Raw genomic sequence first — 22,345 nt, 5'->3', positions numbered from 1 at the left:
CGGCGCGCCAAATTAGCTACTACTTGACTACTGCCGGTTTTCCGGCGGCAGCGCGATCTGGAGCTTGCGAACCTTGCCCCTGCCCACGATGTAGCCGCGTCCCGGAATGAAGTCGGTGCCGACCCGTCCGAGCGAGGTATTGAGGAGGCTGTCGCCGTCGATATCGCCCGGATTAATCAGCAGTCCCCGCCTGCCCGACTTGAACGGCTGCGCCAGCGACCAGGCCGATGACCAGGTGGAAGTCTCGGATTCCCCCACCACCCACTGGTCGGCCTTGATGGACGCCGCCACCAGCCTTTCGATGCCGGACTCGGCCAGGGTGTCGGTGAACTCTGTGAGTCCCTCGATGAAGATGGCCACCTTGCCCGGGTTGGCCGAAGCGTGGTCCGTGAGTGCTTCCACCGCCTCCTCGACGTCGTCGGCCCCCACCAGCGATCGGTCCCAGACCGGCAGGGACGCCACGGCGGACTTCCTGGCGGCGAGGTAAACCAGTTCCGCGTCGGGGTTGGACCGGCGCAGCGCATAGGCCATGGTCACCAGTGCCACGGTCCGGCCGGCGCCCGGCGGGCCGGCGAGCAGCAGCGGGCCCTTGGCCATGAGCGTGGCGGGCTGCAGTGTTTCGTCGTCGACACCGATGACGGGCAGGTCCGGCAGCCCGGCCGGCAGGATGTCCAGGTCGATCTGTTCGGGCAGCCGCTCGATCCGGGGAGCCCGTTCCACGCCCTGGCGGAGCATGGCCTCGCTGAGTTTGTGGACTTCGCGGGCCTGCAGGGCCAGGTTGGAGTTGCCGCCCAGGACGGCGAGCTGCACCTCCAGGCCGCCCAGCAGCCCGCGCCCAGGAGGCGAGGCCTTGCCCAGGACGTCCTTGGGCACGTCCATGGTCAGGTAGTCGTCCTCGGCGGACAGCCGCAGCACCAGCCGCCGCTGGATGGAGGCAAGCAACGACGCCGGGACGGAGTTGGGACGGTCACCGGTGACAACGAGGTGGATGCCCAGGGGACGGCCGTCCGTGGCCAGTTGCAGGAAGAGGTCCCAGAGGCCGGAGAGCTTGCTGTACTCATAGGCCTCGCGGAAGGCCGACATGCCGTCGACCAGCACGAAGATGCGCTTTTCATCCGGCAGGCCGGCGAGCCTGCGGTATTCCCCGATGGTGGAAGCGCGGACCTCGGCGAAACGGCTCGCCCGGTCCTCGGCGAGGTCGCGGAGCCAGCGCAGGAGCCTGCCCACACGCTCCACGTCGTCGCCGTCGATGATTCCGCCCACGTGCGGAAGCTCCTCGAGCATTTTCAGCCCGGCGGAGCCGCAGTCGATCCCGTAGACGTGGACGGGGCCGCCGCGGGGTGTGACGGCAGCGGCGATGGCTATGCCCCGCAGTGCAGCGGACTTGCCCGACCCGCCGGTGCCGTAGATGGCCATGTTGCCGTCTTTGTCCGGTTCGTAGAAGACGGTGGGCTGGTCCTGGCGGGAGGGGTTGTCCGCTACGCCCAGCAGGAGCCGTTCGTCGGTGCGCGGGTTGGGCAGCAGGGAGAAATCGTAGGTTGTGGCCAGCTGGTTCAGCCACGGCTTCCGCGGCGGTCCGATGGCCAGCAGGTCCGCGGCGGCGATGACGTTGGCGGTCATCCTGGCGATGTCGTTGGGCCCGGCGGGTTCGTCCTGCACGGCGGTGTCGGCGGCCGGTGTTTCCCACGCGGGACCGGACCCGAAGGCCATCTCCACGATGTCGATCTGCGGGCGCTGCGGGCGTTCGGTGGTCCAGCCGCCGGCGTAACCGGTCTGGAAACCCTGGATGCGGCCCGGACCGGTTTTCGCCGCGCCGCGGCCCGGGATGGAGGGGTCGAAGTATGCGGCATCCGGCACGCCAAGGATGTCCGTGGCATCGTCCTCATCAGCCATGCGCAGGGCCACCCGAAGGTTGGTGTTGGCGCGCAGGCTTTCCTTGATGACTCCGGCGGGCCGCTGGGTGGCGAGGATCAGGTGCAGGCCCAGGGACCGGCCGCGGGCGGCGACGTCAACCACGCCGTCCACGAACTCAGGCACCTCGGTGGCCAGGGCAGCGAACTCGTCCACCACGATCACCAGGTAGGGCGGGGCCTCGGGATCGGCCTCACGCTGGAGGGCGAGCAGGTCCTTGGCCTTTTTCCTGTTCAGCAGGTGTTCCCGGTAGTGGAGCTCGGCGCGAAGGGACGTGAGGGCGCGGCGGACCAGGTGCGGCGAGAGGTCGGTGACCAGGCCCACGGTGTGCGGCAGGTTTACGCAGTCGGCAAACGCGGCGCCGCCTTTGTAGTCCACGAACAGGAAGCTGACGCGGTCCGGGCTGTAGGCGGTGGCCATGCCCATCACCCAGGACTGCAGGAACTCGGACTTGCCGGCGCCGGTGGTGCCGCCCACCAGTGCGTGCGGGCCCTCGTTCTTGAGGTCCAGGTGCAGGGGCTCCACGCCCTTGGACCCCACGAGGGCACGCAGCGAGCCGTTGTCCTTGCGGTTGGCGACGGCGGTGGAGCGGACGGAGTTGTTCTCCTGCCAGCGTTCGGCCACGGCCTGCGGGTTGTCCAGGAAATCCTTGCCCACCAGCGCCGCATAGGACACGGCGCGCGGCAGGTTCGAGTCGTCCTCCACCGGCTTTCCGGCGTCGACCACGGGCGAGAGCATGCGGGCCAGCTGGCCCGCAAGTTCGGCGTCGAGGCTCTCGCAGCTCACGGGGTAGGTGTGGCGTCCCAGCCGGACCTGGCCGGTGGTGGTGCCGTGCTCGCCGTCCACCGCCATGAAGTCACGGCAGGCGGCCGGCAGGGATTCAACGCCGGCAGCCACCCACAGCACGTGGACGCCGGTATCGGGTCCGCGCTCCACGAGCCGGGTCAGCCGGCCGCGGTCCACCGGCGCGTCGTCTTCGACAATCACCAGCACCGACGGCAGCACCGGCGGTGGAACGTCCGAGGTGTCCTCCTGGATGCCGGGCCGGTGTCCGGGACCCTGTGAGCGCATCGCGGCCTCACGGAGTTCCACAAGGTCCTCGATCCGGGCCAGCAGGCTGGTGCCGCCTGCCGAGCCGGCCGCAAGGTGGTCGCCGCCGAGCGGGCTGTGGCTCGAGCCGACGTGCGGCAGCCATTGCAACCAGTTCCAGCGTTCCCGCGACCGGGCCGAGGTGATGGCAGCCACGGCTACTTCCGCCGGGGAGTGCAGGCCCGCGAGCTGCAGCACCACGCCACGTGCCACGTCGTCGACAAGTCCGCGCGGTCCGGCGAGGCCGAACGAGCCGGCTGACCGCAGCTGGGACACCACCGGCACACCCTCGATCAGCCGGAACTGGTCCAGGCAGTCCTCGATCTCGCGCCGGTATTCCGTCTCGGTCTCCGCGGTGTTCGGCTCCTCGAAGGGAATCCGGGACGGCACGGTGCCGAGCCCGAATCGGAGCGCCAGGAACCCGGAGTGTTCGGGCCGGTGGGTCCAGAGCAGGGGGCCAAGCTTGTAGATGGAGTCAACGGTGTCACTGACCGACGGCGCTTCCTGGAGCCGGACGGCCCGCTCCACGCGCTGGAGCTCGGTGGTGTCCTGCCGGAAGGCTGCCATGGCCTCCCTGAACTGCTTCAGCTGCTCCTTGCGCTCGCGCTTGTTTTGCAGCTTCTGGTCCACGTAGTGGCCAACGATGAACAGGGGCATCATCAGCATGAACAGCATGGACAGCAGGCTTTGCGTCACTGCAAACAGCACCGCGCCCATCATCAGCGGGGCGATCAGCATGATGTAGGGGAAGGGGTGGTGGTCCTGTTGTTTGGGCCCGGCCGGGGGCACCCGTTTGCCTGGAGCGAACCGGGGCACCACCCGCGGGGAGCGGTTGAAGTCCACCAGGGGCGACGTCGGGGCTGCCGCGCCGCTGCGCGCCAGCGGCACAACCGTCAGTCCGGTGTCGCCCAGCGTGACGGTGTCGGAGGAATTCAGCGTGGCGCGGGTGACGGGCAGCCCGTCCATCTGGAGGCCGTTGGCGGAGTTCGTGTCGACGATCTCGATGCTCTCCCCCACCGTGATGCGGGCGTGCCGCTTCGACGTCAGGGGGTCCGTGAGCCGGACGTCCACGTTCCGGTCCCGCCCGATGTAGCTGGTGCCGGAGGGCAGGGAAAACTCCCGTCCGACGTCGGGCCCGGAGACTATGCGGAGCGTTGCCGCGGCGGGGCCGCGGTCCGCGGCAGGGCCGGCGTCGTCCGGGTTGCCGAACTGGCTGCTGACCTGGGTGAGTGAAACAACGGACCCGGGCCGCAGGCCGGATTCAAGGAGGTTGTCCGCCCGGTCGAGGACGATGCCGCGCATGCCGCCGGCCACGAATGCCTCGTCGATGCGGAGGGACAGGTTCGGCGGAACGGACTCCTGCCGCCGGGCGGGGTCGGCCGTCCACAGCTCGGTGGCGATGTCAGCGACGGTGGCGCGGCCGTCCACGGTGACGGCCAGGTCCTTGGCCTCGGCGGGGTCCCGGCGCAGGGTCAGCCGGATCCTCATGCTTCGCCGTCCCCGCGCATCTTATCCAGCAGGTGGAGGTCGCCGGCCGTGACCAGGTGGGAAGTGACTGCATGCTCCACGAGGCGTGCCCGGCGGTTGGTGGCAAGCTTGCCGCCGCCGCCCCGAAGTCCGGCGACTCCTGCCCGGTCCAGCTTGTCGCACACGTTGTCCAGCTTCCGGTTGAACCTGGTGATGGCCCAGCCCAGGGTCCGGGCAGCCTCAGCGGAGGACGGAATGGCGCTGAATCCCGTGCCTTCCCGCCGGAGCATGGGCTCGGCGAGCGCCACGATGAGGGCCTTCTGGGAGTCCGTGAAGACCACCGGGCCGATGGTGGTGTCGCCGCCGCTGGTTTCGCTGCTGGTCTCCTGCCGGAACTGCGGCGTTTTCAGGTGGACGGCGAATTCGTAGGTGGTGGGTCCGGCCGTGAAGATGACGCTGGTGTGGCTGAAGACGAGCGGCAGCCGGGCGCCGGGCGACAGCCAGGCCTGCATGCCGCCGGATCCGTCGGCCACCGTGGCAGAGAGCCGGCTGCCCACGTTGCTGAGCCACCAGATGCCGTCATACCTGGCAATCTGCAGGAAGCGCCGGTGCAGGTACGGGTTGTCGTCCACCTCCAGGTCGCCCTCGCGGCCGATGCTGAAGATGTCCTCATCCGTCGGCTCGTACCACTCGCCGCAGAAATCTATGGCCAGGTCTCCCATGTTTTCCTGTCTTGTTGTCGGGTCTGTTGATGCCGGGCGGCTAGTTGGGCTGCCGGATGGTCACGGTGGCTGTGTGCAGGGCTAGAGGCACGCGATGGAATCCTCGCCCGCCGGTGAGGCGGATCCGTCGCTGCGGACCATGATCACCTGGACGCAGGTGGGCTCCGCCGGATTCGCCGTGACATCCACCCGGGTTGCCGACGTCGACAGGTAGCTTCCGCCGCCTTTGACCGTTTTGATCCGCCACTTGTAGGTGTCCCCGGACTTCGGCTGCGGGTTGGTCCAGGTGAAGCGGACCTTTCCCTGCGTGCCGGCGCTGCCGGCCAGCTTGGCGACGTCGGGCACGGACCCGTCGTCGACGGCGTCGGCTGGCGGCTTGCTGACCGTTTCGGTGGGCCGGGCCTCGGGCTGCGGCGCGGCCGATGCCACCACAATGCCCACGATGACCGCCAGCACCAGCAGTGTTCCGCCGGAGATGGCGAGCCACAGGTTGCGCTTTCCGTGCTCTGCCGGCGGGTCTCCAACCTGGTCCGCGGGCTCGGGCTGGTTGCTGCGCAGGACAGTAGCGTCGGCCCAGTCGTCCGTTGCAGGCTGCGGCGCAGGTGCGGCAGCGGCCGCCGGAAAGGCCGACGGCGGGACGTCCGGTGCCCGCTGTGGCGTCGGCGCAGGCGCAAAGACCGGCACTGCGCCTCCCCCGTCCAGGGGCTTGGTGCGGGCCGGGAACGTGGGGGCGCTTCCGGTCCGGTCCGGGTCGATGGAGGCGACGTTGCGGACGCGCGTCTCCTCCACGCCGTCGTCCAGGTGCACGTCCTCCGGCAGGCGTTCCTCGAGCACCTCGAACGGCGTGACGGACAGGTTGAGCTCAGCCTGGATCCGCTGCAGCGCCAGGGCGAAGGCGTGGGCCGACGAATAGCGTGAGGCCGGCGACTTCGCCATCGCGGTTGCCAGGGCCAGTTCAAGGGATTCCGGCACGTCGGCACGGCCCAGCCGGGGTGCGGGCATGCTGGTGATGCGTGAAACGAGCTCGCGCTGGGAGTTGTCGGCGCCCGGCAGCACGAACGGCGACCGTCCGGCAAGCAGTGTGTACAGCGTGGCGCCGAGGGCCCACACGTCCACCAGTACGCCGTCGACGGTGCCGTCCCTGAACTGTTCCGGCGGAGACCATGGGATGGACATCCCGGCGTCCTCGTCGACGTCGCCGGCCAGCGTGCCGGAGATGCCGAAGTCGGTGAGCGCCGGGCGGTTGTAGTCGGTGACCAGGATGTTGGCGGGCTTGATGTCCCGGTGGGCGATGCCGGCCCGGTGCGCCGTTTCGACGGCGGAGGCCACCTGGATGCCGACGGCAAGGACCTCGTCCACGCTGAAGCGCTGGCGGCGGTACCGGACGTCCAGGCTGGGCCGGGAGCAGTACTCCATGGCGAGGTAGGAATGCCCGTCCCCGGTCACCTCGGCTTCAAAGATAGTGACGATGAAGGGGTGCGAGGACAGCTGGGCCATCAGGTTCGCCTCGGACTCAAACCGGCGGCGGGCGCCTTCGGTCTTAAGGCCGGAGAGCAGCACTTTCACGGCCACCTTGCGGCGCGGCCGGTCCTGCTCGTAGAGGTAGACGTCGGAGAAGCCGCCCGATCCGAGCAGACTCACGTAGTTGAAACCGGGGATGCGGGGCGGAGGCGCCGCCGGCCGCCTGGAACTCACAGGATCTCCTCAAAGCGCAAGGAAACGTCATCGCCGAGTTCTGCGATGTCGCCGTCCAGGACAATGGCCATTTCATTCTGGGCCAGGCGCCGCGGCGGCTGCCCCTCGCGGACCAGCACGGTGCCGTTGGTTGCTTTCAGGTCGCACAGCATCACATGCCAGCCCTCCAGCCGGACCTCCACGTGCGACCGCGAAATGTCGCCGCCGGGGCTGGCCACCTGGACCAGCCGCGGCATGGTGCCGCCCTGGACCCGGGACACGGCCGGCTGCCGTCCTATCACGAGCGACTCATCGAGGTCGATCAGCTCCCCCGTGGACAGCCGAAGCCGGCCCAGCCGGGGGCGCGGCACTTGGATGGCGACGTCCGGCAGCTGCGCCCCGCAGGTGAAGCACTGTCCGCTGGTGGGAGGGTTGGCGTGGCAGGCGGGGCACACACGGGCGAGCACCCGGGGGCCGTTGCCTGCCACGGCGGCCCGGCCGGGTTCCTGTCCCGCCTGCTGGGCTCCGGGGGTGGGGAGATCGCTCTTGAGGATGGTCTGACCGTCATGGTCCCCTTCCGCCGCCTCGCCGGGCCCGGGGACGGGGATGAACGACGGCGGCACCTGGGGACCGGGGAACGGTGGCAGGGCGTCGGGCGCCGGGAGCGACGGCGGCACCTCCGGCACTGAGAACGACGGCGGCACCTCCGCTGCTGGGAACACGGGCGGCACCTCCGGTGCCCGGGCACGGTCGCTGCCGGTCGCCCAAGGCACGGAGTCGATCAGGCCTGACAGTGCGGGGGCTGACAGTGCAGGGGCGGACGGGGCCGCCGGAGCTGGTGCTTCACGGGCAACGACTGGCTGGCCGGCCTCCCGGGATTCAGCCTCCCGGGATTCGGCCGCCTGGCCTGCAGTCTCCTGGACCGGAGACTCCTGAGCAGCTGTTACCCCACTCGCCGGATCCGAAACTGCCATCTTCCCGGCCACCGGAGCACCGCCGTCGTCCTCCTGGCCGGTCCGCACGGCGGCATCCTCAATGCTGCGCACGACGGTCCTGTCCCAAAGGTGGTCGTACGAGCCGGTGAGTTCGGTGGCGGGGCTGTCTTCCGGTGGCAAGTCATCCTGACCCGGTGATTTCGGGGGCAGTGATTCCGGGGGCAGCGATTCCGGGGGCAGTGATTCCAGCGGCAGCGCTTCCTCGGGTAGTGCTTCCTGGGGCTGTGTCCCGGCAGCAGCAGCCCCGGTGAATCCTGTGACGGTTTCCTGCAGCCCCGCAACAGTCTCCGCCGACACTTCCTCCGGCGGCCCCGGCTCCAAACCGGCCGCCAAGGAAAGGTCCTCACCGGGCACCACCATGGTCTCGGCCGATGCCTCCACAGACGTTGCAGCAGCAGACCCTGCGGCAGCAGACGTTGCGGCAGTTTCCAGCCGGTCTGACGGGGTACCGCCGGGTCCGCTGACGCTGACGCGCAGCGACTGCAGGAGCACTGCCCCTTCCATCAGGGGCAATCCAGTGGCAGGCACGGCGGCGGGCATTTCAGCGGCGCGCGTGTCGGCGAGGGAGCCCGGCTCCGACGACCCGGACCGCGGTGGCGCAGCTGCGGGCACGGCCACGCTGAACCACTCGGGTGCGTCCAGCCATCGCTCGGTCCAGGTAGTGACGTTCCGGCCGTCGAGGTTTACCGGACCCGACAGGAGTTGGACGGTCAGATCGATGTCCCCGCGCAGGAATACCCGCAGCGAGTCGCTGAACCCGATGATCCCGAACCACGGACTGGCGGACAGCGGCGCGCCGAACCCTCCCGTCACGGCATGGAGAACTTCGGCTGCGTCCGGGCCTTTCGCCAGCAAATCCCACACCGTGCTGACCAGCGGCGCCGGAGTGTCAGGGTCCAGGATCACCGCAGTCCCGAACCGGATGAGGCCTAGCCATCCGCCCGGGACATAGCTAGCTGCGGCCATTGACAGCGTCCTCGCTTCCGGCACGCGGCAGCGTGTCCTCCTCTTCCGCGTCGGCGGCTGTCCGGGGCGCCGTCGTCGACACACCGGCATCGTTGAGCACGTTCCTGGCATCGACGACGATCACCGTGATGTTGTCCCGGCCGCCGCGCCTCAACGCAGCCTGGATCAGCGCATCCACTGCCTCCTGCGGGTCCTCGACTGTGCTCAGGAGTTCAAGCATCTGGCCGTCCGTCAGTTCCCCGTTGAGGCCGTCCGAGCACACCATCACCCGGTCGCCTTCCTCAATCGGCAGGAGCCAGTAGTCGGCCTCGGTCTCGTCGCCCGCGCCCAGCGCCCGCGTCACAACGTGCCGGCGCGGATGAACCGCGGCCTCCTCTGCGGTGATCTCGCCGCTCTCGACGAGCTCCTGAACCTCGGAGTGGTCAACGCTGACTTGGGCGAGGCGGCCCTGGCTCAGCCGGTACGTCCGGGAATCCCCGATGTTCATGACGAGCCAGTAGGGAACTCCCATCTGCTCCACCACCACCACACCGCTGAGCGTGGTGCCGGCACGCGAGCCGGTGGCGTCGCGGATCGATGCATCGGCGCTGGCCAGGTACTGCTGCACCACCCCCGCGGTGGCTGTCCGCTCCCCGGTGGCGAGTTGCGGCAGCTGTGCCAGCGCCCGCACGCACATGCCACTGGCCACCTCGCCGGCTTCATGGCCGCCCATGCCGTCCGCGACAGCGAATACGGGGTCCGCGGCGATGTACGAGTCTTCATTGAGCTCGCGGCGAAGGCCCCGGTCCGTTCCGTAGCCGTAGCTCAGCTTGAGGCCGGGCTCGTCGCCAGCCTCTGGAGTTCCGGCCGCCTGCTGTGAATTCATGCGTGTCCTACGTTGAAGGTGCGGTCCCCGAAATGAACTGTGGTTCCGGGGCTGACAAATGCGGGCACACCCGGCTGCAGCGCCGTGCGCATGCCGTCGGGTGTGGTGACGGCGCTGCCGTTGGTCGAGTGGCGGTCGGTGACCCAGACGCCGGTACCGTCCGTGAGCAGGTGGAGGTGCGTCTTGGAAATGGTCCTTCCCGGGTCCGGGACCGGCAGCAGCTGCGCCTGCGATTCCCCGGCGGCAGGGGCGGGGTTGCGCCCGATGAGGACTGTCCGCTCCAGGCGGAAGTCGCGGCCATCGTCGAGCGTTATCCTCAACACCGCCTCAGGGGTGTCCTGGCGGACCCCGGCACGCACCTGGGTGCGGTCCATGGCATCGTCCGGGTGAACAGCCGCGTCCGGGTGAGCAGCGTCCGGGGCGGCAGACGGGCCCGCGGCTGCAGGCGGAACCGGCTCAACCTGGGCTTGGGCCGCAACCGGGGCCTGGACCACCGGGGTTCGGGAGGCAACCGGCGAGGCCACCTGCTGCACCGGTGGCAGGTCCAGGGGCGCGAAGCTGTACGGTCCTTCGATGCCGCCGGTGGCGACCGGGTTGCGGCCATTGGCGACATCGAACACGAGGGTTTTGGCCGCACGGTCGTGCCACCCGCGGAGCCTGCCGTTTGCGTCCCACGCGCTGGATACCACAACGACGACGGCCCACGCCGTTCCGAGGAGCAGCAACGGTCCGAGGATCAGCAGGGCGGCGTCGAACCACTTGAAGACCGCCACCAGGACTGCGGCAAGGACGGCCAGCACCATGCCGGCGCCGGTCACGATGCCCCGCAGGAACACAGCACCGGTGCCCGGCGCGTAGCCATCCTTGTCAGCGCTGCGGATGCCCATGAGCTGGTTGCCGATGGTGTTCCCTGTGCGGCCCTCGACGCTTGCGACGGCGAACGCGTACACAAGGGTAAGTCCGGCTCCGATGCCCCCGAGGAGTGCCAGCAGGCTTGTGTCGTAGATGATGAGCCCGGCGCTGCGCGTGCTGGTGATGCCGGCGAACCCGAAGGACAGCAGAACCGTCAGGATGGCCACCGGTGCAAGCCAGTCGAGGACGGCTGCGCCGAGACGCTTGCCCGGCGCCGCCGGAAGCAGCGCAAGAGTGCCTGACATGTCCGATCCTTCCCCCAGCCCTACCGGGATGCTACCGGGAATCGGAGCGGCTTGCCTCCCGCCGCGGCCGGGCGGAACTCCGCGGCCAGGCGGATTTCCCCGGCTAGGCGGAACTGCGCTGCCGGGCGGAACTTCCCGATCGAGCGGGGCTCCCCAGCTGACCATGGCTCCCCTGTTGGGCAGCGGGGTTCCGCACGCACCGCAGAAGCTCGCTCCGGCGCGGACCGGCTGCCCGCAGCGCAGGCACGGCCCTGTTCCCTCGCCAGCTGCTGGTCCCTCGCCAGCCACAGGCCCGCCGCCGGCTACAGGCCCGTCTCCGGTCACGGACGAACCCTTCACCGCCGGAACCCCCGTGCGGCCAGGGCGGCCCGGGCCTCGGCCAGCAGCGACCGCGGCGAGAACCGCGCCTGCTGGCGCCGCCAGAAGCCGACCGTTCCGGTCATCTCCTTGAGCGAGCCGTCCACGACGTCCCAGTACTCCCGCACCTCATCCTCGCTGGGCTGGCCCGCCCCGAAGATGGAGGCATCAGCCCGGTGCGCCAGCAGAGTTGTGGTGGCGCCGGTGGCGGGGAAGGCTTCAGCGACCACGGCCGCCGTTTCCCGCCTGGTTGCTCGGGTGTCCACGGCGGCACCCATGTCCGTGGCCAGGCTGAGGACCTCGTTCCAGCCGCCGCCGACGCGCTGGGCAGGGTCGCCGCCGGCGAAACGGGCCTTCCGGCGCCGGGACTTGAGCAGGGCGATGAGCAGCAGCGGCAGGGCGAGGATGCCGACCGGAACCATCGCGATACCGATGGCCGTGAGAATGGGGCCCCAAAGCAGCCAGGGGTTGTTCTTCTTCTCGTCGGCGTCGAGCGCGTCGGGAGAGGAATCCGGCGGCAGATCGGCAGGTTCCTGCGGCGGTGGCGGCGGCTGCAGGACCTGGGGCTTCGGCTTGGACTTGTTTTCCGGGTCGGGCGGGATGGGAATGTTGTCCTTGGGCGGCGTGGGGTCGAAGGCCACCCAGCCCACCCGGTCGAACGCCACCTCCACCCAGGCGTGGACGTCCTTGCCCAGGATCTTGATTTCGCCGGCACCGTTCTCCGGGCTCTTCGGGTCCGGGTAGAAACCCATGACCACGCGCGAGGGGATGCCGAGATGGCGGAGCATCAGGGACATCGCCACGGCATACTGCTCATCGTCGCCCAGCATCTGCTTGGCGGTCAGCAGGTCGCGGATGCGCGCCGCGCCGTGGCCGGAGACACTGGGGAGCTGCCCGTCGGCGATGAGCCCGTTGCTGAAGGCGCCCTTCTTCTGGAAGTGGGCCTCGATCTGCCGTACCCGGTCCACGGCGGTCGGGGCGTCCGCGGCCAGGTCATTGGCCTGGGCGCCCACTACCGGCGGCACGTCGGTGGTGTCCGGCAGGCTGACGCGGGCGAAGCCGTATTGCGTCAGCTGCCCGTGCTCGAGCTTCACCGGGTCCGAAACCTGGACGGTGTAGGAATCGCCCCGGGCCAGGCCCTGGGTAGTCACCGCAGTGTCGGTACCGGAGTTGAAGTACAGCCCCGAGGCAGCGGCGGATGACCCCGGGCCGAAGCTGAGTCCGGTGGTCCGCCGGCCGCCCGGGACGAAGTAGCCCTGGTAGCCATCAATGGTGATGTCCAGGCTGTAGTCGTCCGTCGGTACCGCGTCCGTGGAGTCGGCGAGCGTGTTGATCGATTTCGCATCGCCCACCTTGCTGAAGCTGCCGGAGCCGTTAGGATCCATCGTGTAGTTGGTGCCGTTGAAGGAATCGAGTGCCCCGAGCCGGACACGCCCGTCCTTGGGCAGCCCCTTAACGGTGAACAGGGCCTCGTCCTTCTTGTCCTTGACGAAGTTGCGGAAGCTCGCCAGCGGCGTGACGTATGCCTTGGGGTCAAAGGGCGGTACGACGACGTTGCGGAGGACGCGCCGCTCGTCACCGGCGTCGATGAGCGGCGCTACCGCCGCGGTGATTCCCACCGTCGCCGCCAGGACGGCGGCTCCGGCCGCCAGGCGGCGCATGCGCGCCTTCCCGGCCGTGCCGGCGTCGTGCTGGGGACGGTTAACCGAAACCTTGTGGGTGTCCCGCCGGCGCAGGGCGTCCCGCCGGAAGGTGGCCCAGGCGATGCCCGCCACCGTCAGCGCGATACCCCTTTCCATCGTCAGGAACCCGGTATTGGTGCTGAAGGCGATGCCCGTGACGAACAGTACAAGGACCGGCAGCAGCGGCCAGTAAGGGCTCCGGACCCGCCAGGTCAGGACTCCTGCGGCAATCGCCGTGATGAGTGAGCTCAGGAAGGGGACGATCAGCACGCCACCCGCGGTGCCAACCGGAACTCCGACGGTCAGCATGTCCTTCCACGAGAAAACGACGCCCAGCAGCAGCGTCCGCAGCGATTCCAGGCCGGGCAGCAACCCGGCCACCGCGGCGTCGGGCACGGCCAGGGCCGTCCCAAATACCAGGTAACCGCCGAAGGCCAGGGCCGTGGTGATCAGCAGCCCCAGCCGGAAATGGGCGTTGCCGGCAGCGATGGCCAGGCCCAGGATGATCCCGCCAAAGCCGGCAACCAGGTAATGGGGGTCGCCGCCGAAGCTGAGGCCGAACCCCAGGACACCCAGCCCGAGCAGAACGGTGAGGGCACCGCCGTCGAGCACATAATGCCACAGCGGCCGGCCGTCGGCGAAGGCGGACCCGGCAGCAGGCCGGGCTGGACGGCGAGGGGTGTCCGAACGGTCTTTCCGGTCCGGACGGCGGCGGCTGTCTGGACGGCGGGGGCGGAGACCGGTGGCCTCGCTCATGCTGCGGCCTTTCGCAGGACGGAGGGAAGGTCGGAAAGGTCCCCGACCGTGAGCACGGTGAGGTCCCCGATGTTGGCGCGGGCAGGGGCAGCGCCAAGGTCGACGAGCACGGCGAGGCTCCGCACGCCGGGTGGCACCGAGGCGGCGGCCGAGCGCAGCTGGGCGGGTGTCACTTGGCTGCCGACGACGAAGAAAACCACCGAGGCGTTGGGCACCGTGTCGGCAAGTGTGCGGGCGAGGTCGACGGCGGTCTTCCGCAGCGGCGTGCCGACGATCCGGGTCATGTCGTCCAGCATGTTGCGGCCCGTCTCGCACCGCAGCGGACCGGACTGGGTCAGGACGTCCAGTTCGCGCTGTTCGCGGATGGCCTGCCGGCCGATGGATGCCGCTGCCGAGATGGCCAGCTCGAATTCGTCTTCCGACGCGTATTCGTCCGTGTTGATAGACAGCGAAATGGCCAGGTGGGCGCGGCGGGTTTCCTCGAACTGGCGGACCATGAGCTTGTTGGTCCGGGCGGTGGTTTTCCAGTGGATATGCCGCCGGTCATCACCCGCGACGTAGTCGCGCAGCGCGTGGAAGGAAACGTCCGCGCTGGACAGCTCCGTGGTGGGCATGCCCTCCAGGTCGCGGATGAACCCGGCGGCGGAACCGGCCAGCGCCACCGTCCGGGGGTGCACGTAGAGGTCCTCGGGTTCCGTCCAGAGCACCTGCCGGCGGAGCAGGTGCAGCGGATCGGCCCGGACCGAGCGGACGGGACCGACGACGATAACGGCACGCCGCGCCGTCGGGATGGTGAAAAGGTCCTCATGCACCTGCTGCGGCTTCATCCGCGGGAGATGGAAGATGGCGGTGGCTGCCCCCACGGGCAGTTCAAGGTCAGCGGGCAGGAGCGGCCGGGCCGACGTGTTGGACACGGCGATGCTTCCGACAGCGCTGTCCCCCACCGCCACCCTGGTGCGGGCGAGGTCGAGCACGACCCCATAGGAGGACCGGCCCAGGATGAAGCCGACGGCAATGACGAAGAGCACCAGCGCCGCAGTGGCTGCCGCCTTGGCTTCCTGCCAGCCGTAGGCGTTTCCGGCCGCCCACAGGAGAATCGCTGCGGCCAACACGGACCAGCCCAGAACGCTGACCACGGACAGTACGGGGCGCACACGGCGCCCCCACACGCCGTCGGCTATCCGCCAGGCCGGGCCGAGCGCCAGGCGCGCGGTGCTGCCGGCATCCGACCACACCGTGGATTGACGGCTTCCCAACCGGACCTTGGACCATTGCACCCTCGGCAGCCGTACTTTGGGCAACCGCACTCTGGACGGCTGCACCCTGGGTAGCCGCACCTTAAGTTGCCGCACTTTAGACAGCCGCACCTAGACGGTGGCGCGCTGCTGCGGCGCCGCGACATCGGCCAGGACGCGTCCCAGAACGGCTTCGGCCGTTGCCCCGGAGAACTCGGCTTCGGGGTCCATGACAAAGCGGTGGGTCCAGACGACGGCGGCGAGGTCCTTGATGTCGTCAGGCAGGACGAAGTTGCGCCCCTGGCTCGCGGCCCAGACCTTTGCCGCCCGGACCATGGCGAGGGCACCACGCACCGACACACCCAGGCGGGTTTCGGGCGCGTTGCGGGTTTCCTCGCAGAGCCGGGAAATGTACTCAAGCACCGCGGTGTCGACGTGCGTCGTGGCAGCGAGGTCCGCCATGTCAGCCACGGCCTGTGTGGTGATGACGGGTTGCAGGTCCCGGGACCGGTCCTTGAGGTTGGTCCCGCCCAGGAGCTGGACGGTGGAGGCGTGGTCCGGGTAGCCGATGGAGGTCTTGATCAGGAAGCGGTCCAGCTGGGCCTCGGGCAGCCGGTAGGTGCCGGCCTGCTCGATCGGGTTCTGGGTGGCCAGCACCATGAACGGGCGGCCGGCTTCGTAGCTGGTGCCGTCCACGGTGACGCGGGACTCCTCCATGACTTCCAGCAGCGCCGACTGCGTCTTGGGCGAGGCCCGGTTGATTTCGTCGGCGAGGACGATGTTGCTGAAGATCGGTCCCTTGTGGAATTCGAACCGCTGGGTCTTCTGGTCGTAGATCGTCACGCCCGTGACGTCGGAGGGCAGCAGGTCAGGCGTGAACTGGATGCGGCTGTTGGACCCCTGGACGGTGGCCGCGAGGGCCCGGGCCAGGGAGGTCTTGCCGGTGCCCGGAGCGTCTTCGAAGAGGACATGGCCTTCGGCGAGCATCGCCGTGAAAGTCAGGCGGATGACGTGGGCCTTGCCCAGGACAGCCTGGCCCACGTTGGCGACGAGCTTCTCGAACGTCCCTTCAAACCAGGCGGCCTGCTCGGTTGTCATCGTCATGGCTTGTTCCTCTTCTGTTTCATTCCGGGCATGTTCGTTGTCAGCGTAGGGTGTGTCGGATGGTTCAGCACTGGCCGACGCCCGGGCCGCGGATGTCCACCGTGACGCCCTTGACGTACCAGCCGGAGTGCGGGCCGCCGTTCATCTTGTACCAGCGGCTTCCGTTGTTGTAGATGTCGGACCAGCAGGGGGTGGCTATCCACCCGTCCGACCAGGAGACCCAGTTGGCATCGCTGCCGCCGCAGCTGCGGGTCGCGGCGTTGTACCGGTCCGGGACACCGGGCTTGCCGGGGCAGCTGTTGTTGTCACTGCGCTTGACCCTGACCTCTGTCAGCGGCGGCGTCGGGTCCGCACCGGAGGTGGCTGATGCCCGCCCGAAGTCTCCCGCGACAACGGTGACGGCCCTGACCCGCAGCGTCCGAGTGTTGTTCCAGCCGCCGCCGGAAGCGTCGAACCTGGTGACCTTGCCAACGTTGGTCCAGGCGCCGCCGTCGAGACTGACCTCGTAGTGGTTCAACGGACGGCCGTTTGTGCCGGTGGAGTTCCAGGTCCAGTGGACCTGGGGGTCGCCCACGGCGGACTTGCCACCATTGACGTTGGGCGCGTTCGGCGGCGCGTACGGGTTTCCCGAGCCGATGGCCTTGCCATCGCCGGACACGTTGTTCTTGGTGGAGGCGGCGATGATGTTGACCGTCACGTCCCGGCCGTTGGGCTGGCCGGTGATAGTTCCGCCGCCGGCGTTGATGGGCCCGGACCCGTACGCGGTGGACCACCTGTAGCTGATCTCCGACGCCTGCGAGCCGTTCCGTTGTGCCGCCGTGAGCGGGGTGAAGGTCACATCCAGCTGTCCGCTCTTCCCGTTTGCGCGCACGGTGCCGCCATTCACGGTGCCCGGTTTGCCGGCGGCCCTGACCGGCGCCGACTGGGCGCTGGTGCCGGACGTGCCGGCCTTGTTCGTGGCGGAAACGGTGAAGGCATAATCGGCCTCGGAGTTGTCCACCGTGACATTCAGCGACGTTCCGGAGGCCACCTTCTGGCTCTTCACCACCGCTCCGCCCCGCAGGGTGGTCAGCGTGTAGGCGGAGACCGCATCGCCGTTGTTGTCCGGCGCCGTCCAGCTCACGTTCACCTGGGACTGGCTGCCCACGGAACTGGCACCGGCGGCGCTGGGGGCAGCCGGCGTCACCGGAACCCCGGCGGGAACCTCGGCAGCGGAGTACGGGCTCCACTCGGACGGGTCCTTCGCGTCGTTGCGGGCCAGGACGCGCACCTTGTAGGCCACGCCGTTGGTGAGTCCCTTCCAGACGTAACTGGTGGAGGTCAGGTTCTGGATCTGCGGGTTCTGGCCGGCGGGTCCGGGCGAGATTTCAAGGTCGTAGGACTTGACCGGGGAACCCTTGCTGGCGGGTGCCTTCCAGGCAACAGAGAGCTGTTTGTCGCCGAACTTCAGCGAGGGCGCCAGCGGGGTGTCCGGCTTGACGTCGGGCCGGACCTCGGCCGAAGCCGGTGACCGGTCGGATTCACCAAAGTCATTCGTTGCCGTCACCTGGAAGTGGTACCGCGTGTTGTTCACCAGGTTGTTCAGGGTGCACGAGTTGGCCGGGCAGTCCTGCTTGTAGCCGCCTTCGCCGTACACCGTGTACTTGGTGATGGGTGAACCCCGGTCCGCCGGCGCCGTCCAGTTCAGCAGCGCTGTCCGGTCGCCGACGCTCTGCGCCTGCGGCGTGGTGGGGGCCAGTGGCTTGTCCTTGACCGTGAGCCGGATCCGGGCCGTGGCGTACCTGGAGGCGTCATCGGTCTTGTCGCCCACCGTGTAGGACACGATGAGGGTTCCGGAGAATCCGGCCGCGGGTGTGACGGTGACCGAGTCCCCGCTGATGGCGGCGGTGCCCTGCCCGGTTTCCGTGGCGACGCCGATGATCTTCAGCGGCGCGTCCTGGAACGGGTTGGCGTCGTTCGCCAGCACCTTGACGGTCACGGGCTTGCCGGCCGCGGCGTTTTCCTCGATGTCGTCGTTGGCTACCGGCAGCGGGCGGTTGGTTGCCGTCACGGCGAGCCGGAACGTGGCAGTGGATTCAAGGCCGCGCGGGTCCTTCGCCTTCACCTGCACGGCGCCACCGTCGCCGGTCCTCATGCCGTCCTTCGCCGAGACCTTGAGCGAAGCGCCGTCGATGGCCACGTTGAAGCCCTGGGGTACCGCGCCGGCGATCCCGTACTTCATGTTCGCGGCGTCGTCACCATCCGGGTCTGTGGTCAGCTTCGCGAGGTCTGCCGAGGCGGAGTCACCCAGCGGAACATCCACCGAGCCGCCGAGCAGCACGGGCGGGTTGTTCCGGTTGGGGTCGGGAAGCACCTTGGTGCGGATGCTCAGCGTGGACTTGAGTCCGGCGGCGTCGTCAGGGCCCGAGCCGTCCGTCACCTCGAAGGTGATGGACCCGGGGCCCACGTAGTCCCTGTCCGCCGTGTACCTGAGGGCGGTGCCGTTGCCGGCCACCGGGTTGCTGCCATCCGCACCGATGAGTTTGATCCGGTCGGCCTGGGTCAGCCGGGGCGAACGGCCGTCCCGCACCTTGACCCACTCGGCGAGGTCGGCTGTCACGGACTGGCCCGCGACCACTTCGAGGACCTGGTCCTTGGCGAGGGTGGGAACCTGCTGGCCCAGGCCGGGCACCCAAATGATCGCCGTCGACTTTTGGCCGTCGACGTCCTCAACCGTGTAGGGCACCAGCTGGGGCTGCTCGGTCAGTTCCACGATCATGGTGCCGTCCGGCCCCGGCCGCGCGGTCCCGGCGCTGCTGCTGATTTTGAGGTTCTCGCCCACGCCGTCAGGGTCCTCGTCATTCTTGAGGACGGGGACGTCGACGGCGGTCTTGCCGAGCGTCTGCGCGGAGGTCACCCGGTCATCCCGGGCGATCGGTGCCTGCAGCGGGACGTTGCTGTCCACCACCATCCTGATGGCTGCCTGCGCGGAGGCTCCGCGTTCGTCGGCCACCGTGTAGCGGATGTTAACGGTGCCCTCGGTGGCCGGTGCCTGCAGCAGGATGCGTCCGCTTTGCTTGCTGACCGTGGCCTTCAGTGCGGCATCGGCTTCGATGCCGTCGGCGAGGATCCGGATCAGGTCCCCGTCCGGGTCGGTGTCGTTGCCTGCTGCGTCGACGGCGATCTGCCGCCCGGGCCGGACTTTTACCTGGTCGTCCACGGGAGTGGGCTTCTGGTTGGTGTCGCTGCGGGGTGCGATCCCCACAGTGACGGTGCCGGTGTTCACGGCGCCCTGGCGGTCCACCACCTTGTAGCGGAACGTGTCGGTTCCGGCGCCGTTTCCGGCCGCGACGAAGTCGATGAAGTTGCTGCCCGCCGTCGCGGTGCCCATGCCCGGCGTGCTGTCGATGCCGGTCAGCTGGACGGAGTCGCCGTCGGGGTCTATGCCGTCCAGCGGCACCGGGATGCGAACTGTGCCGGCGGCCACCACCCGGGCCGTCAGGTTCCTCGGCTGCGGCCGGGAGTTCTCGGCGCCTTCCAGCGGCAGGATGTGGATGGTCACAGCGGCGGCACTCTTCTGGCCCTGCGGGTCCACCGCGTTGTAGATGGCGCGCACGGTTTTCGGCTGGCTGCCGGCGATAAACCTGAGGGTGTTTTCCGAGACGAAGCTCTTGCCGTCCTCCGCCGGGACTGCCTGCGGCAGGACCGGGTCAACGGTCAGCTTTTCGCCCTGCGGGTGGGTGTCGTTGTCCAGGACCGGGATGGTCACGACGTCGTTGACGCGGACGTTGACTTCGTCGGGCCTGGGCTGCGGCGCCTCCACCACGGCCGGGGCGGGAACAGGCACCACCGAGACGCTTCCGGTGGCGGACGACTTGCCATTGGACATCGTGTACCGGAACAGGAAGGGGTCTTTGGTGCCGGCGATGTCGGTGATCCGCAGCACGCTGTGGTCGATCACGCTCACCGACGCCGTGGCGTTCTCCGGTACCGCGACCGACTGCAGGACCAGGACGCCCCCGGACGGGTCGGAGTCGTTGGCCAGCGGGTCCAGCAGGACGCTGCCGCCCACCGGCAGAAGCGCCACGTCGTGGACGGCGACGGGATTTCCGGTGTCCTTGCCGGATTCCACATCCACGCGGATGAGGCCCTGGCTGCTTTGCGGTCCGTTGCTGGCAAGGTACGTCAGGTACACCGGCCCCGGGGTGCGGCTGCGGAAGGTGAAGGTGCCGCCGTCGGTGACCGGGCCCAGTTCTGCGGCTCCGCTGGCTTCCACCTGGGCGAGGCGCAAAGCGCCGCCGTTGGGATCGACGTCGTTCTTCAAGGGTGCGATGACCAGGTCCTGGCCCACCACGGCCGTGACGTGGTCGGCGTTGACCACGGGAGCGAGCGCTCCCGGCGGCTGGACGTTGACCACCACCTTGCCCGTGGTGGTGGCGCGGCCGTCCCAGACGGTCACGGTGACGCTTTTCTTGCCGGCCGAGGCGCCTGAGTCCTGGTAGGTGAGCAGGCCGTCGCGGCGGACCTTGACCTGGTCCTGGTCGTTGTCGGCGGTCGCTGACATCAGGACGAGGTCGTCGCCGTCGGGATCGGCCCAGTCGGTGAGGATGTTCTGGCTGACGGTCTTGCCCTGTTCCACCAGCAGCGTGGTGGGGTCGCCGCGCTTGAAGGCCGGGGGCCGGTTCTCGTCCGGTCCGACGACGCTCAGGCTCACCTTGCCGCCGGCGGACAGGCCGCGGCCGTCCGCCGCGGTGTAGTCGAAGGTCTCGGTCCCCGGCGCGGCGTCGGCCGGCACCGTGACCTGGAAAGCGGACCCGCCGTAGATACTTTCGATGCTGCCGGCCTGGGGACCTTCCGCACCCAGCGAGGCGGTCAGCACGTCGCCGTCGGGGTCGGAATCGTTGTCGAGGACGCTCAGGACCGTGGTGCGCCCCGGCCGGACGCCGACGACGTCGGGCTTCGTTTCGGGGGGACGGTTCGGTTTGGTGCGGTCCGGCAGGACGTTGATGGTGTTGTCGTCGGCGGACTCCTCATTGGGGTCGTCAGCCTGGTTCTTGGGCGGGACAACGTCGTCCCAGTTGTTGACCAGCTGCATGTTCTGGTTGACCAGCCACACGTTTCCCGAGTTCACGTCGTTGAGGACCACGACGTCCCGGTTGACCCGGAACACGTAGCTGGGCGATGCGCTGGCCTTGGGCACGGCCACGTTCTTGTTGTCGGCGTCGTTCGCGCAGTCCCGGACGTACTTGTTCGCACCCGACCATGCCGCGTGGACGCAGCCGCCCAGCTGCACGGGCGCTGCCGGCGCGCCCTGGCCGCCGAAGGTGACGGTCTTGGCGGCGGAGCCGTTCAGCGGCTGCTTGAGGAGCGCCTTGCCGGTGGCCACGGCCACGGAGTCCGACGCCGGACCCGACTGCTGCAGCTTCGCCTCCCGCGCGTCGGCCAGGGGCACTTCGCGCCCGCCGGGCAGGAACAGTTTTCCGGCGGCTGCGTCCAGGACCACGGGCTGGTCCCCCACGACGGAGAGCTGGAGGTCCCCTGCGCCCTTCAGTCCGTCCCATGTGCTGGATTCGGTGCCGGTGGTTGTTCCTGCGGCGTCCACGGTGGTCACCGTCACCTGCCCCGTCTTCGGGTCCGCGGAATAGATGCGGTCATCCGGGCCGACGGCGGACACGAGGCCCTGGGAGCCCTTTACCGCGGGCTCGCTGGACTCCTCGTCGAAGGCGTTCACGGTTGACGGGGACATCGCCCATGTCTTGCCGTCGGCGGGGTCGGTGACCGAGATGACGTCGGCGCCGAAACTCACCTGCGCCGTGCCGGGAAGCTTCTTGTCGCCGCCGAGCCTCATGTTGGCGGCGGACACCTGGTTCAGCGTGGAGCCGGATTCGTCGTCAACGAACACCTTGCCGGCGTTCTGCAGGACATCAAACGTGGTGCTGGCCGGGGTCACGGCACCGTCAAGGACCCGCGAGGGGTAGTTGAGCCGGCCGACGGCGTTGCGGGCCTTGCTGACCACCCAGACGCCGCCGTCGTTAAGGTCAACCTCGGTTGTCTTGAACCCCGGGTAGATCACGGCACCGGCCACCAGCGCTGCAGCGGCAGCGGAAAAGACGGTTCCGGTGACGATCTTGTTGCGGCGGTTCCTCAGCCCCAGCTTGCCGAACAAAGTTGACACAGCGTTATTATTCCCCCGAAATCACAGCCGCCTGAGCGCGGCTTACTGGCCCCTGATGTTCATCACGGGCCGGTGACATTCCGCCACTCCCCCATAGAGACGCCGGAACAATTCTGAGTCTCGACTATTACATGGGCGCTGGCGGCTTGTCCAAGAACAGCACTGTGGCCGTCCGGCACCCCGCCAGCCTACCCGCGCAGTCCCGCCCGGG

Annotated in this window: 10 protein-coding genes; all 10 read right to left on the bottom strand. The window is 68.9% G+C overall.

The window, feature by feature from the left end; genetic code table 11:
* Window positions 1–27: 27 nt before the first annotated feature.
* Window positions 28–4,488, bottom strand: a complete 4,461-nt coding sequence (locus ACFQ50_RS03395; protein WP_377994111.1) for an FtsK/SpoIIIE domain-containing protein — start codon at window positions 4,486–4,488, stop codon at window positions 28–30.
* A complete protein-coding gene (locus ACFQ50_RS03390) occupies window positions 4,485–5,189 on the bottom strand; it encodes a hypothetical protein (RefSeq protein WP_377994110.1) in 705 nt (234 codons plus the stop codon). Before ACFQ50_RS03390 ends, ACFQ50_RS03395 begins: the two co-directional genes overlap by 4 nt.
* Before the next feature lie 81 nt (window positions 5,190–5,270).
* Window positions 5,271–6,884: a serine/threonine-protein kinase gene (locus ACFQ50_RS03385; RefSeq protein ID WP_377994109.1), complete on the bottom strand. Its 1,614-nt coding sequence runs from the start codon at window positions 6,882–6,884 to the stop codon at window positions 5,271–5,273.
* Window positions 6,881–8,824: a hypothetical protein gene (locus tag ACFQ50_RS03380; protein WP_377994108.1), complete on the bottom strand. Its 1,944-nt coding sequence runs from the start codon at window positions 8,822–8,824 to the stop codon at window positions 6,881–6,883. Before ACFQ50_RS03380 ends, ACFQ50_RS03385 begins: the two co-directional genes overlap by 4 nt.
* A complete protein-coding gene (locus ACFQ50_RS03375; RefSeq protein WP_377994107.1) occupies window positions 8,811–9,689 on the bottom strand; it encodes a PP2C family protein-serine/threonine phosphatase in 879 nt (292 codons plus the stop codon). Before ACFQ50_RS03375 ends, ACFQ50_RS03380 begins: the two co-directional genes overlap by 14 nt.
* Entirely contained in the window at window positions 9,686–11,134 is a 1,449-nt protein-coding gene (locus tag ACFQ50_RS03370) for an RDD family protein (protein ID WP_377994207.1), read from the bottom strand. The genes ACFQ50_RS03375 and ACFQ50_RS03370 overlap by 4 nt, the downstream gene beginning before the upstream one ends.
* A 47-nt stretch (window positions 11,135–11,181) precedes the next feature.
* Complete coding sequence (locus ACFQ50_RS03365) at window positions 11,182–13,641, bottom strand: transglutaminase domain-containing protein (RefSeq protein WP_377994106.1); 2,460 nt, start codon at window positions 13,639–13,641, stop codon at window positions 11,182–11,184.
* Window positions 13,638–14,918 carry a DUF58 domain-containing protein gene (locus ACFQ50_RS03360; protein WP_377994105.1) on the bottom strand — a complete coding sequence of 427 codons (1,281 nt, stop codon included), beginning with the start codon at window positions 14,916–14,918 and terminating at the stop codon, window positions 13,638–13,640. Before ACFQ50_RS03360 ends, ACFQ50_RS03365 begins: the two co-directional genes overlap by 4 nt.
* A gap of 90 nt (window positions 14,919–15,008) precedes the next feature.
* Window positions 15,009–15,980, bottom strand: coding sequence for an AAA family ATPase (locus ACFQ50_RS03355; protein WP_377994104.1), 972 nt, complete (start codon window positions 15,978–15,980; stop codon window positions 15,009–15,011).
* A gap of 64 nt (window positions 15,981–16,044) precedes the next feature.
* Window positions 16,045–22,134 carry an Ig-like domain-containing protein gene (locus ACFQ50_RS03350; RefSeq protein ID WP_377994103.1) on the bottom strand — a complete coding sequence of 2,030 codons (6,090 nt, stop codon included), beginning with the start codon at window positions 22,132–22,134 and terminating at the stop codon, window positions 16,045–16,047.
* Window positions 22,135–22,345 lie beyond the last annotated feature (211 nt).

This window comes from Arthrobacter sp. NPDC056493 (assembly GCF_042795115.1).
Classification (GTDB): domain Bacteria; phylum Actinomycetota; class Actinomycetes; order Actinomycetales; family Micrococcaceae; genus Arthrobacter.
The sequence above is the reverse complement of the archived record's forward strand: the minus strand, read 5'-3'. Positions and strand labels throughout refer to the sequence as shown.

Excerpts from the sequence above, each read along its gene's own strand:
- ACFQ50_RS03395 (WP_377994111.1), bottom strand. The coding sequence starts at position 4,488 with ATGAGGATCCGGCTGACCCTGCGCCGGGACCCCGCCGAGGCCAAGGAC.
- ACFQ50_RS03390 (WP_377994110.1), bottom strand. The coding sequence starts at position 5,189 with ATGGGAGACCTGGCCATAGATTTCTGCGGCGAGTGGTACGAGCCGACG.
- ACFQ50_RS03380 (WP_377994108.1), bottom strand. The coding sequence starts at position 8,824 with ATGGCCGCAGCTAGCTATGTCCCGGGCGGATGGCTAGGCCTCATCCGG.
- ACFQ50_RS03375 (WP_377994107.1), bottom strand. The coding sequence starts at position 9,689 with ATGAATTCACAGCAGGCGGCCGGAACTCCAGAGGCTGGCGACGAGCCC.
- ACFQ50_RS03365 (WP_377994106.1), bottom strand. The coding sequence starts at position 13,641 with ATGAGCGAGGCCACCGGTCTCCGCCCCCGCCGTCCAGACAGCCGCCGC.
- ACFQ50_RS03355 (WP_377994104.1), bottom strand. The coding sequence starts at position 15,980 with ATGACGATGACAACCGAGCAGGCCGCCTGGTTTGAAGGGACGTTCGAG.